The sequence below is a fragment of the Rickettsia sp. TH2014 genome (assembly GCF_019249195.1).
Lineage (GTDB): Bacteria > Pseudomonadota > Alphaproteobacteria > Rickettsiales > Rickettsiaceae > Rickettsia > Rickettsia felis.
In genome coordinates, this window is record NZ_MXAX01000201.1 from 1 (window position 1) to 14177 (window position 14177).

A 14177-nucleotide genomic window follows, 5' to 3' on the forward strand; every position below is an offset into this window, starting at 1 on the left:
CAACGCCTTGCGAGAAAGGCTTGCTTGCGTGGACTCCCAGTCGTCATTGCGAGGAGCGAAGCGACGTGGCAATCCAGAAAAAGATTAAAAAAATTCTGTAAATCAGCATTTTTACTGGATACTGTGGTCAAGCCACGGTATGACAACCGAGCGTTTTTCAAGAGCCACACAACAATGCCTCGCAGGAATAACATAGAAAGCCGAGCGACAACCTCACTATTTACTATATCCTTTTAAAATCTCAAAATCTTGCCCTTGAAGAAAAAACTTTTCAGGTAATGTAATTTTTGCTACAAAATTCTTTACATCTTCGCTTTGTAAATAGATTGTAGCTTTAGAATTACTCTGGTCCCCGTTATTAGTGCGAGCTGCAAGCAAGGTTACTATCTGCCGTAATTCTTCATGATTTTGTGGGTAAAGCTGTAACTCAAATTGTTTATTATTAATTGCATCCTCAATTGATGAAAAGCTTTTTGCCGTTAGTTTTATTCCTCCTTCATCTTTAACTATATCACAATTAACGACTACCAAACTTTTAACATCGAGTAAATGTACATAATCTTTTAAAACTTCCTCACTAAAAATACTAAGTTCAAAGATATTCTCGGGGTCAGAAAGCACAAGCGTCACGAACCTACCTCTTGCCGACATACGAGAATCCTTTTTTTGTATTACACCGGCAAGATTTATTCGGTTAGCACCGTCAGGTAAGTTATTATGTAAATCTGCAGTACTTAAAATATTTAAACGGTTAAATATTTCTTGATATTGCGTAAGAGGATGATTAGAGATAAATAAACCCATAGATTCAAACTCATAAAAAGCTAAAGTATTGTTATCGGCATAATCACTTGCTATTAATATATTAGGGCTTAAACTAGAAACTTCAATTAAGCTAAATTGATTCGATTCCTGTTCTGCATGGTATGAAGCCGAATAAGCAAGCAATTTTGAAATACTTGAAAATAATTGCAATCGATTATCATGCAGCTCATCAAAACAGCCTGATTTAATTAAATTTTCTAGTAATTTACTATTAATAGATTTTGGTGGTAATCGTTCAATAAAATCGGTAATTGATTTAAACGCTCCTCTAGCTAGCCGTTCGTCTGTTACTAACTTACCGAAATTCGGCGTAACTCCCTTAATAGCCCCTAAGGCGAAGATTATTGTGCTACTAATTTTTTCTGGATTCCCGCTTTCGCGGGCATGACATAGAGAACCTTGGGGATGACATAAAGAGTCTTCTGAATGACAAGTTGTAAAATACCCTTCAGAGATATTAATATTAGGTGCAGTAATTTTTATACCGCTATCTTTTGCTTCTTGTAAAAATAAATTAATTTTATCATGATTATTTAATTCAAGATTTAAGCATGCTACTAAAAACTCTGCCGGGTAATTAGCTTTAAGATATGCGGTTTGGTATGAAATAACGCCGTAAGCTGCAGCATGCGCCTTATTAAAACCGTAACCTGCAAATTTAGCCACGGTTGCAAAAATGGATTTAGCTTGAGATTCCGAAATATTATTAGCAATTGCTCCTTTAACGAAGATTTCTTCCTGCTCCTCCATTTCTTTCTTTATCTTCTTACCCATCGCTCTACGAAGCAAATCAGCAGCTCCTAGCGTATAACCTGCGAGAATCTGAGCAATTCTTTGTACCTGCTCCTGATATATCACCACTCCGTAAGTTTCTTCTAAGATTGGCTTTAATAGCTCATGTAAATAATCAGGCTGCTGTAATTTATGCTTACAAGCTATATAGGTAGGAATATTTTCCATAGGACCCGGACGATATAAAGCCCCAAGAGCTATCAAATCGTGTATAGAGTCAGGTTTAAGGCGTCTAAGTGCATCTTTCATCCCGATACTTTCAAATTGAAAAACGCCGACTCCTTTACCTTTACACAACATTTGATAAGTCTTATTATCATCAAAGGTCATATTGTTAAAATCTACTTCTATTCCTTGTTCTTTAAGTAGTTTCTTACAATCGGTAATAACCGTCAGGGTTTGGAGTCCTAAAAAATCAAATTTAATTAAACCGGCAATTTCGGAATATTTCATAGAATAACCAACTACCAACATATCGGAATTAGCATCTTTATATACCGGTACTATATCGACTAAATCAGTACCTGCTATTACGATTCCTGCGGCATGAGTTGAGGAATGCCTATGTAACCCCTCAAGAATTAACGAAGTATCAAGCACTAACTTAATTAATTCCGCTTCACCCTCTAAATTATACAACCCATTACCTTTAGCGGCATTTGCAAGCTCCGGAACTTCACGCATCGCCTGTTCTAGGCTAACGGGATTGACCGCACTAAAAGGTACAAGCTCCGTTAGATAATCAGCGAATTTATAAGGTAAGCTAAGTACGCGAGCAACATCCTTAATTACGGCCTTTGCCTGCATTTTACCGAAAGTTATAATCTGTCCTACTCTATTATTACCGTATTTAGAGCGTACGTAATTGATTACTTCTTCACGCCTTTCTTGACAAAAATCAATATCAAAATCAGGCATTGAAATACGTTCAGGATTTAAAAATCTTTCAAATAATAAGCCGAATTTAATCGGATCGAGATCAGTAATAAGCAAGCTCCAAGCAACAACCGAGCCTGCTCCCGAACCTCTACCCGGTCCAACTAAAATACCCTCTTTTTTACTCCATTTAATAAAATCGGATACAATTAAAAAATAACCGGCAAAATTCATATTACAGATAATATCCAGCTCATAATTAAGACGAGCAAAATATTCGGTTTTCAAGTCTTCTTGATTCTGCAGTGGAATATTTTCAGATTTAAACTTTGTAGCAAGCCTTGCAAGCAACCCTTCTTTTGCATCTTTTCTAATTAAATCCGTTTCACTAATATCTTTGGTGGCAAAATTAGGCAGCATCGGCGGGTTTGCATGTGCTGCAAAATAACAACGCTCTCTTAAATTAACGGTGTTTTCGATAGCACTAGGTAGATCAGAAAAAAGCTCTATCATCTCATGCGGTGATCTAAAATAACAATTTTCACTAACTGTTTTACGATCAGGATATTCTTTAGTAACACCGGCTGATATACATAATAATACATCATGTGCATCATGCATGGTTTTTTCGCTAAACAAAACTTTATTAGTAGCAACAAGCGGAATAGCAAGCTCGGCAGCAATTCTAATATAACTATCTTCAATAAACTGTTCTTCCGGTAGATCGTGTCTCATAATCTCAAAATAAAAACGATCTCCTAAAATGTCCTGTAATTTACGTGCAAATAGCATCGCTTGCTCTTCGCTCCGAGCTAGCAAGCATTTTCCGACAATACCGTCGGTATAACAGCATAATCCTATTAACCCCTCTTGATATTCAATTAAATCTTCAAAATCAATGTGATCGCATAGCTTACGATCATTTTTAGTAAAAGTAAGGCTTGATAGTTTGAGTAAATTTTTATAGCCGATTTCATCTTTAGCTATAAGCAAAATTTGAGCAAAAATATTTATATCGTATTTTATATTTAGAATAACTCCGTGTATCGGCTGCAGTCCTTTTTTTACTGCGTATAATGCAAATTCTAACGAGCCGAATAAATTTCCCTTATCTGCCAAACAAATAGCAGGCATTTTATTCGATGAAGCAAGCTCTACTACTTTCTCGATCGTTAATGCACTTTCTAAAAAAGAATAAGAGCTTTGAGTTCTTAAATGAATAAATTCAGGTTTCATTTTTTATTAATTTTATAAGTGTATAAATCGTCATTGCGAGCGAACGTGGAGAGCGTGGCAATCTCATGAAATAATAACAAACTCCTGAGATTGCTTCGTCAAAACTTACAGTTTTTCCTCGCAATGACGTTGTTTAGACTAAATCTTACTTCCGACTGCATAATATCTAAAACCGATTTTTTTCATTGCTTCATTATCTAGTATATTTCTAAGGTCAATGATTATCGGGGATTTTACTAAAGCATAAATTCCTTGCCAATTAAGTTCTTTGAATTCTAACCATTCAGTTGCAATAACTATAATATCTACTGATTTACAGGCTTCAGCTACCGAATCTAAATATAGCAAATTTTTATGTTCTAAATTCTTTTTAGCATTTTCAAGACCGATAGGATCAAATGCTTTAACATATACATCTTTATTTAATAAGATCTTTACAATTTCGATGGCAGGACTTGCCCTAACATCATCTGTTCCCGCTTTGTATGTTAAGCCTAAAATTGCTATATTTTTACTTTTTAAATCTCCGTCTAACAAAGTAGCTATTTTATCTACCATATTACTTGGACGCTGCTTATTACTTTTAATTACTGCCTTAAGAATCTTACAATCGATATGATGATTTTCTACAAGATTATTTAATGCTAGAATATCTTTTGGAAAACATGAACCACCAAAACCCGGTCCTGCATTTAAAAAGTTTTGACCGATTCTTTGATCAAGTCCTACACCTTTAGATAAATCTTTAATATTACCGCCGATTTTTTCACATAAATCAGCCATCTCATTAATAAAAGCAATTTTGGTAGCTAAAAAGCTATTAGAAGCATATTTAATAAGCTCGCTCGTCACTAAATCGGTAACCACGAACTTTGCACCTTGTTCTATTAAAGGTGCATAAATTTTTCGCAATATTTCCTCTGATTCTTTATTATTTACGCCGATAACTATACGATCAGGATATAAAAAATCTTCTACCGCACTGCCCTCTCTTAAAAACTCAGGATTAGAAGCAACATTAAATGAAAAGTCTTTTGATTTTAAATAAGCTATAATATTACTGCAACTATCAGGCGGAACAGTAGATTTTATGACTATTAAACAATCTTTATTTATATGCTTGGAAACTTTATCAATAGCATCATAGACATATTTTAAATCTGCTTCTCCCGACTCTTTTGAAGGCGTACCGACCGTAATAAATATTGCCTCGGCATTTTGAAGTTCATTATTATAAATATTTGTAAATTTTAACCTATTAGCTTCTAAAGCTTGCTTAAGATACTCATCAAGTTTAGCTTCATAAATCGGTAATATTTGCTTATTTAATTTGGATATTTTAACCTCATCATTATCAAGACAAGTAACATTATGACCTAAATAGCCCATAATAATACCTGAGACTAATCCCACATATCCGCTACCGATAAATGTAATATTCATAATTTTTTGTGATTTTTATATTAAATTTTTAGATTATACGTTATATTCAACTAGCGTGACAAGCATACCTCGAGTACATGAAGAGTTGGGATACGAAGCTCAATTTGGAAAAGAGCAAGGAGACTGTAAACCGAGGAGCGGAGCGTATAATAATACGTGAGCATCCGAGGTCTTACAAAGGCGACGTAGCCAATTTTTCAAATTCAGCGAGTATATAAAGCTTTTTATCATATTTCAATAAATTTACAAGCTCAAATGAATTTTATTAAAAAAACCTTTATTAGTATTTTTATAATTCTAATTTCATTATCTTTGGCTATAACTCTAACTGTTTATAGTGCAAATAAAGGACACTTAAATGAACCTTTGAAAAAAATAATTGAATTTTATTTAAGTAAAAATGATATAAAGGCTGTACTACATAATTTAGAATTTAAAGAAAACAGATTATCCATAGATAAAATTTCCTTAAGTCTTATAGATAATGCTAGAGGAGAAATTAACGATTTTAATCTTTTCTTTAATTTCAAAAATTTCTTCTCTAATTCGTTAATAGAGGCTAATTTTAATATCGATAAAATTTCCGTAATCTCAAATAACGATGAAGAGATTATAAATACTTCAACAACCGGTGATTATTCGTTAAATATAATTAAAAAAGATTCCCTAACCGACATACGACTAACTTCAATAAAAAGTGATATCTTAGCCGATGAGCAAGGAACAGACTTACCTCTAGGAAATGCTTTATGCTCATATAAAACCGCCTATTCTAAAGATCATCCAAAGACCGTTAATTGCAAACTTACCTTTGGGGATAAAGCTTTTTTATCACTAAACGGTATAATAACTGATAAAAATATCGATGCGAGTGCAGCTGCCGCAAATATGCCTTTAATAATTTATCAAACAGTCGAAAAAATTATTCCGGATAACCCTATAATCTCATATTTACGAGAACATATAAAACAAGGCTACATCCAAAACGGAGAATTAAATATTAAATTAGATAAAAAATTTTTAAAAAAAAATATTTTAGTAGAAGATAATTTAAAAGCAAATTTACATATCTCGAATTTTGAATATAAATATCATACAGATTTACCGCCTTTGACTAAAGTTGATACTAATATAATCATTTCAGGACCAGAAATAAAATTTCTAATTAATGAAGCATATAGCGGTAAAAGTGTTGTTTCAGACGGTATTATGACTTTCAAATGGGAAGGACCGGATAAATCACAATTTGTTTTTAATGCTACTGCTAAAGGCGAAATTAACGACTTAATTGCCTTTGTTCCAAATGATGTCTATCAAAATATTAAAGCTCAAAATATTGATCTTAAAAAAATCAAAGGAGCGGCAAATTCAATAATAGAGCTAATAATTCCTATTAGCCCAAATATCCCTAATAGCTATAATGTTTTGTCGACATTAACAAATATCTCTTTTAACACCTTAGACAATAATATCCTATTACAAAACGGTGAAGCCAAGGGTAGCTTTAAAGACAACAAACTAAATATTAACGGTAAGGGTAAAATTAATAATTATGCAAGCAGCTTTACTTATGATCATGATATATCAGATAAAAATAATGAGTGTTTACTTAAAATAAAAAGTAATATTACGGCAAATAATCAAAGATTCGGTGTATTTAAATTAATTTCAGGCAGCACCGTTTTAAATTTTGAGTATAAAAAACAGCATAATAATGAGAGTTTTATTACCGTTAATTCTAATCTTGATAATTTAGAATTCTATATAGATAAAGTATCTATTCATAAAAAATTATATAAAAAAGCCAATCTATCTTTATATACAAAATTAAATAATAAAAATTCTGATAGAAATATTGAATTCAATCTTTCAGGACAGGATAATTTAAAAATCAACGGTAATGTTTTAATTAGAAAAGATAACTATAATATTAATCTAGCCTCTGTTAAACATAATCATACGGATTTAAAAGGAAAAATAATCATAGATAATCATAATCTTAATACGGAACTTTATGGAAGCGGATTAGATTTATCAAATGCTAATATGATGCAGTTTTTAGAAAAAGAGGGAGATTCTACGCGTAATATTAATTTAAAAACTAATATATCAAAAATAATTTTAAAGAATAATATAATTCTAGGTAATCTTGATTTAGCAATTAAATGTGATAAAGTGCGGTGTTTCTCCGGTTTTCTAAATGCTAATATTGATAATAAAAAAGTTAAGATGTCGCTTACCGCTAAAGACACTTTTGAACAATGGCTAATTGAATCCGATAATGCCGGAGCATTGCTTAAGGGACTTGGAATGTATTCCACTATGCAAAACGGTCAGATTAACATCAACTTAAATACAAGAAGATATGAAGTAAAAAAAGGGGAAATAGTGCCGATATTAGACGGCAAATTTTCTATAAAACATTTTACGGTAGTCGATACTCCTTTTTTAACACGGCTTGTTTCCTTTGTTTCGTTGCCGGGTTTTCTTAGTTCAATAACTAATAATAAAAATATTTTATTTGAAGATATGACCGGTAAATTTAATTATAGAGGAAATGTAATTACAATTTTCGATACGGAAGCACACGGACCGTTCTTTGATTTTACTATGAAAGGTAATATTGATACCAAACAGCAATTAATTACGGTTAAAGGAAATGTTATTCCTTCCTTTTTCTTAATCAGCACTATTGTAACTAAAATACCGGTAGTCGGTAAAATATTTTCCAGAGTAGCACCTTACTCCCTAAAAATGAACTATAAATAGTTATATTCCGTGTACAAAAAATTATATTTAATCGGTATTTTACTTTTAGGCTTAATTTCCGGTCTTACGTTCAATTTAATTTTTTTCACGGTTCCATACCAATTATCCGAAGCAAAATACACTACTGATATAATAGGCTCGATATCACTAGCTGCTTTTCCGTATTGCTTAAAGGTCATATGGTCACCTTTTATAGATAAATACTCTATACCTTTTTTATGTTCTAAATTCGGTCACAGGCGTGGCTGGGCATTGGTATCACAAATATTTTTAATCCTAGCGATGATGGGGTTCTTAAACGTAAACCCTTGTAATAACTTATATATTACTGCAATTATCTTATTTATTATTTCATTCTGCAGTTCTACGCAAGATATTGTACTTGACGCATATAGAATTGAGAGACCTACATCTAAAGAAGAGCTATCAATGGCTTTTACCTTTAGTAGCATAGGGTTTCGTTTAGGTATGTTACTTGGCAGCGTCGGTACTTTATATTCATCAATTATTTTCGGCTGGGATACAGTATATAAATTTGCTTTATTTATTACTGTAGTTGGTCCTATAGTAATCTTATGTATCAAAGAACCGAAACCTAAAGAAAAACGTCATACGACTACTAATTTAATAGGATTACAACAATATTTTGAAGTTATTAAAAAAAGTATTATATCTTTAAAAAATGAACAGCAATATTTACTGCTAATTATGTTATTTGTATTCTTGTACAAAGCTGCGGATTCTATACCTATGGCTATGAGTTCGCCTTTATTTCTAGATTTAAGTTTTACTACTCATGAAATTGCCGTTATTTACAAAGCTTACGGGTTACTAATCATGATAGTCGGAGGAGCTTTAGGCGGTGTTTTAGCTACAAAAATGGGTATATTTCATAGCGTCTTAATTGGTGGAGTTATTCAATTATTGTCGCCTCTTATGTTTATGATTCTTGCGACCATCGGCTATGATATAAGGATATTTATAATAACAGTTACAGTACAAAATTTTTGTGCAGGCTTTGCAGGAACTATTATCTCTATCTATTTTGCTAGTCTTTGTAATAGTGAATTTGTTGCCACGCAATATTCTATTATTGCATCTTTTAGCTCTCTTAGCCGTATTATTCTAGCTAGCCTTGGCGGTATTTGTGCAAAATATCTTACTTGGTCTGTATTCTTTTTAGGTAACACTCTGTTTAGCATGTTATTTATACCGATATTTTATAAAATATATAGAAAGAAACTAGACTTTGTGAATATTTCTAAAAAGATATGACAATTATTAAAAAAGGTTTATAATATTGATATATATACTTCTGCGAAATGAAGAGTCAAAATTTTTATGAAATTATATAGTTTTCAAGAACATTTATTAGAATTAAAAATAAGACTTCTTAGAATATTTACTGCTTTTATAATTATATTTGCTATTTGCTATTATTTTAGCGACAATATTTATAGTTTTTTATTAAAACCGCTTGCTAAGCTAAGCGGTGATACGGTACGAAATATAATTTATACAGGGCTTACAGAAGCATTTTTTACTTATATTAAACTTGCGGCTTTTACTGCTTTTACTATTATTATACCTATAATTGCTTTGGAATGTTATTTATTTATCAGTCCAGGGTTACATCGCCATGAAAGAAAAATTATCGCTTTTATTCTTTTTATGTCGCCTATTTTATTTTGGTGCGGTGGTATTTTTGTTTTTTACTTTGTAATGCCGAAAGCTTGGAATTTTTTTCTTAGTTTTGAAAAGCGTGATATGATAGTACCGATAGTTTTGGAAGCAAGAATTAGCGAGTATCTAAATTTAGTTATTCATTTAATTATTGCTTTTGGAGTTGCTTTTCAACTACCGGTTGTGATAATAATATTAAATATACTAAAAATAGTTAAGGTACAAACGCTTAAGCAAAAAAGACGTATTGCCGTGGTAATTAACTTTATTATTGCAGGAATATTAACGCCTCCTGACATTTTAAGCCAGTTTACTCTTGCAATACCGCTACTTTTATTATATGAAACTTCAATAATGATATGTAATTTTATAGAAAAACCGAGGACACTAAATGTTAAATATCAAATGGATTAGAGAAAATCAAGAATTATTCGATGAAAAGCTTAGCCAAAGATTTATTGAACCTATGTCTAGTAAAATTGCTATGCTCGACGGAGAGAAAAGAAAAATTACGGGTTTAATTCAAGAATTTCAGCATGCACGCAAGGTAAAATCAAAGATTTTAGGTAATATGGCCTCTAAAAGAGGCGAAGAGTTTGAAGAGCTACAAAGAGATGTCAAACATATAAATGAGAAGTTGGAAGAACTTGAACAGGATCTAAATAATAATAACGAATTAAATGAACTATTAAATATGCTTCCTAATATTCCGGACGAAGAAGTACCTTACGGAATGGATGAAAGTATGAATAAATTAGTTCGTACTTACGGAGAGACAAATCCAAATGCTTTGAATAAACAGCATTGTGAATTAGGTACAAAATTAAATTTAATGGATTTTGAACAAACTGCTAAAATTTCCGGAGCTAGATTTGTAACGTTAAAAGGTGATTTAGCAAAGCTAGAACGTGCTTTAATTAACTTTATGATTGATGTTCATACTAAAGAGTTTGACTTCTTTGAGATATCACCTCCGGTATTAGTTCGAGATAATGCTATGTATAATGCAGGACAACTACCTAAATTTGCCGAAGAGTCTTTTGCAACAACAAATGGTTATAGACTAATTCCAACCGCAGAAGTATCCTTAGTAAATATAGTCGCCGATACTATTATACCAAGAGAAAAATTACCGATGCGTTATGTTGCTTACACCCCGTGCTTTAGATCAGAAGCAGGTAGTAGCGGTAGAGATACAAGAGGTATGATTAGATTACATCAATTCGGTAAAGTTGAGCTAGTATCTATTACTACCCCTGAAGAATCAAAAAATGAGCATGAATATATAACTAATGCTTCAGAGACTATTTTACAAAAACTGAATCTTCCTTATCGTGTTATGTTACTTTGCACCGGAGATATGGGATTTGCGGCAAAAAAAACCTATGATATAGAAGTATGGCTTCCGGGACAAAAGCAATATCGCGAAATTGCTAGCTGTTCTAATTGTGGAGATTTTCAAGCACGTAGAATGAAAGCAAGATATAAAGAATTCGGCAGTAACGAAACTACCTTAGTCCATACTTTAAATGCTTCAGGATTACCTATCGGAAGAACTATGGTTGCAATACTTGAAAATTATCAAAATGAAGATGGATCAATAACTATACCTGATGTCTTGATAAATTACATGGGAGGGTTACAAAAAATCGCTACATATAGTGAATAATTGTTTATTAAATATAAATAATAAGGTAAAGTTTTGTGATATACTCGTTTAATTTGAAAAATTGGCTATGTAGTGATACCCAAACCGTCATTGCGAGGAAATTACGTAAGTAATTGACGAAACAATCTCAGGATGCTTGACAAGATTGCCACGTCGCTTCGCTCTTCGCAATGACGACTCGGAATCGATGCAACAATATCCATTAATATACAAAACGATAATTTAAATTCAGGTTATTTGTGTTTAGTGATTTACGAAAATTTGACAAAGATATATATAATTATAATGCTCCTAATTTTATACCTATAGCATGTCATTATAATGAAAATACTTTACTTACCAAAGACGGTAAATTACTACAAATTATAAAAATACACGGCATTAACTCAGAGAAAATAAGCGATAACATACAAAATTTACGCGAAATGGTTAGAACTTCTATAAAAAAGAATATAACCGATTATGATTTTGCTTTTTGGCTACATACAATACGAGAAAAACAAAATTTAGATGATTCCACTCCTTACAAAAAATTATTACCGGCAAATATTCATGCACTATGGCAAAGAAAAAACCACTGGAATGATAAATTCGTTAATACTTTATATATATCTATAGTACATGATTCTGCTAAAGTTGACATCAAAAATTTTAACTCTTTAATAAATTCTTTATCTAATAAATTAATTACTGATTTTGAAAATAACTATTTAGATTCAGCTTTTCAAAAACTAGAAAATATCACTAATAATATTTTAAACGATTTAAACGAATTCGGTACTGAGAAGCTCGGCATCATATTTGAAAATGATAATGTTTTTTCTAATCCTTTATTTTTATATAATCGAATAGCTAACCTTAATAATAATGATTGTTTGGTACCTATAATAGATTTATCCGATGCACTAGGTAGAAGTATTTATACAATTAGCGGCGATAAAATGGTAGTTACGGATCATGAGAAAAATAACAAATTCGTTTCTTTACTATCTATAAAAGAATATCAAGAAACTCCTTCTAATACACTGGATAAATTTTTACAGTTACCGATTGAATTAATAATAACTGAAATATTTTACTTTGTTAGCAAAAAACAAGTAATATCCAAATTGCGTGGTCAAGATCATATTCTAAAAATTACTAACGACCCAACTTTACTTAATCATAAAGGTATTAATAAGCTTGATGCAGCTAATTTAGATTTTCAATTTTGTAATCAGCAAATTTCAATTGCCGTTATAGAAGAAGATGAAAATAAACTAGATGCAGCCGTAGCTAAAGCATCAACCGAACTTTTTAAACTTGGTATTATTCATGTAAAAGAAGATCTTAATATTGAGCAAATATTTTGGTCACAATTACCTGCTAACTTTGCCTTTATCCGCAGAATGTCACCATTATCCGTAGAATATATTGCTTCTCTTACCGCTCTTCATAATACTACACTCGGTAATCAATATAATCCTTGGGGCAAGGCTATAACTTTACTACGAACCGAGAAAGGTACTCCATATTTCATGAATTTTCATGATAAAACGAATAAAGGTAATACTTGCATCTTTGGTACGAACAAAACCGGCAAAACCGTATTATTGAACTTTCTAATATCAGAATCAACTAAATACGATCCAACAATAATTTATATCTCTAATAATAATGATTCTAAAATTTTTATCGAGTCAATAGAAGGCAAATGGCTAGAACCGGACAAACAAATTATCAATCCATTTTTAGTAGATGATACAGAAAAATCACAAGCTTTTATTTTAGAATTTTTAAAATTAATCAGCGGTCATTACATCGCACCTCTTAGCGAAATAGAGATATCATTTCTAGAGAAATTAAAAAATAAAATTTTATCAATTGAAAAAGAAAAACGTATTTTTTCCGATATTTTAAAATTAGAAGATTTTAAAGAGAATGGGGGAATACAAATACTTGATAAACTTAAAGTTTTTACCGAAGAACAATTATATTTCGGATTATTTGACGGACCACCTCTTAACATTGAAGAAGGGAAAGTTATAGGATTCAATTTATATCAACTCTCTGATGAGCCGTTTTCTAAACAATTTTATCCAACGGAGAAGAAATTTTTAGAACAATTTAATAATAATTTAAAGAAACATCAAGCTATTTGTGCAGGAGTAATTTATGCTTTTACTTATCATTTAAGCCTAGTTGGCACAAAACCTAAAATATTTGCTGCCGATAATTTTGATAAACTTTACAGACCTGAAGTTTATTATGATAATATAAATTTAATCTATAATAATTTATCTCAAAATAATGGTATTTTCGTCAGTAATTTCAATTTTATTTATCTTAAGACATATCCAAAATATACTATAAAACCTTGGCTTGATTTAATTAATACTAAAATTATTCTACCGTCTGACGTTAAAATAGAAGATTTAGATCAAATTTTAGGTTTAAGCGAGCCGGAAATACGAAAATTATCACAGCTAATACTTTCTGCAAGAATGTTCTTAATTAATAAGGATAATGAATCGATAGCTTCTGAATTAAGTATTGCCGCTTTAATAGGAATTGTCCGTATTTTATCAAGCAGACAAGCGGAAATGGATATTTATAACAAAATACTTGAACAACACCAAGGTCCTCCGGATAATTGGATTAATTACCTATATAATGAGTTAAATACGGACTGAGGTGAATAGCTACTAAAACCATTGTCATTCCCGCGTGGCATTGTTACATAGATACCAAAACCGTCATTCCTGCAAGACCTTGTTGCGTAGATATAAAAAAAAGTAGCTGCGAACTAAGAAAAGTAGTAAATCGACAAAAAACTTAACCACAAGTGTGTATGTCAAAGCTACAAAAAGTTTGCAACTGGAAAGAATATAACAGAAGTTTAAAG

Annotated in this window: 7 protein-coding genes and 1 pseudogene; 5 read left to right on the top strand and 3 right to left on the bottom strand. The window is 31.4% G+C overall.

What is annotated here, in order from left to right; translation table 11 throughout:
- Positions 1-216: 216 nt before the first annotated feature.
- Entirely contained in the window at positions 217-3729 is a 3513-nt protein-coding gene (gene dnaE / locus KYQ89_RS04105) for a DNA polymerase III subunit alpha (RefSeq protein ID WP_218460527.1), read from the bottom strand.
- Between the two features lie 138 nt (positions 3730-3867).
- Complete coding sequence (locus tag KYQ89_RS04110; protein WP_218460528.1) at positions 3868-5172, bottom strand: UDP-glucose dehydrogenase family protein; 1305 nt, start codon at positions 5170-5172, stop codon at positions 3868-3870.
- Positions 5173-5427: 255 nt separating this feature from the next.
- Between KYQ89_RS04110 and KYQ89_RS04120 the strand changes: the two genes are divergently transcribed.
- From KYQ89_RS04120 to serS, 4 genes are all read left to right on the top strand, one after another.
- Positions 5428-7941 carry a DUF3971 domain-containing protein gene (locus tag KYQ89_RS04120; protein ID WP_218460530.1) on the top strand — a complete coding sequence of 838 codons (2514 nt, stop codon included), beginning with the start codon at positions 5428-5430 and terminating at the stop codon, positions 7939-7941.
- A 9-nt stretch (positions 7942-7950) separates the two neighbouring features.
- Complete coding sequence (locus tag KYQ89_RS04125; RefSeq protein WP_218460531.1) at positions 7951-9216, top strand: MFS transporter; 1266 nt, start codon at positions 7951-7953, stop codon at positions 9214-9216.
- 66 nt (positions 9217-9282) lie between these two features.
- Positions 9283-10038 (top strand): twin-arginine translocase subunit TatC, encoded by a 756-nt coding sequence (gene tatC, locus KYQ89_RS04130; protein ID WP_218460532.1) that lies wholly within the window; start codon positions 9283-9285, stop codon positions 10036-10038.
- Positions 10016-11293, top strand: a complete 1278-nt coding sequence (serS, locus tag KYQ89_RS04135; protein ID WP_218460533.1) for a serine--tRNA ligase — start codon at positions 10016-10018, stop codon at positions 11291-11293. The genes tatC and serS overlap by 23 nt, the downstream gene beginning before the upstream one ends.
- A gap of 70 nt (positions 11294-11363) precedes the next feature.
- On the opposite strand, the pseudogene KYQ89_RS07815 reads toward serS, so the two are convergent.
- Positions 11364-11496 (bottom strand): annotated as a pseudogene (locus KYQ89_RS07815) (polysaccharide polymerase); the annotation flags it as partial.
- Positions 11497-11532: 36 nt separating this feature from the next.
- Here KYQ89_RS07815 and KYQ89_RS04140 point away from each other — a divergent pair.
- Entirely contained in the window at positions 11533-13965 is a 2433-nt protein-coding gene (locus tag KYQ89_RS04140; RefSeq protein WP_218460534.1) for a VirB4 family type IV secretion/conjugal transfer ATPase, read from the top strand.
- Positions 13966-14177: the final 212 nt, after the last annotated feature.

Bases quoted from the DNA above. Each gene is read 5' to 3' on its own strand.
- dnaE (WP_218460527.1), bottom strand. From the start codon at position 3,729: ATGAAACCTGAATTTATTCATTTAAGAACTCAAAGCTCTTATTCTTTT.
- KYQ89_RS04110 (WP_218460528.1), bottom strand. From the start codon at position 5,172: ATGAATATTACATTTATCGGTAGCGGATATGTGGGATTAGTCTCAGGT.
- KYQ89_RS04120 (WP_218460530.1), top strand. From the start codon at position 5,428: ATGAATTTTATTAAAAAAACCTTTATTAGTATTTTTATAATTCTAATT.
- tatC (WP_218460532.1), top strand. From the start codon at position 9,283: ATGAAATTATATAGTTTTCAAGAACATTTATTAGAATTAAAAATAAGA.
- serS (WP_218460533.1), top strand. From the start codon at position 10,016: ATGTTAAATATCAAATGGATTAGAGAAAATCAAGAATTATTCGATGAA.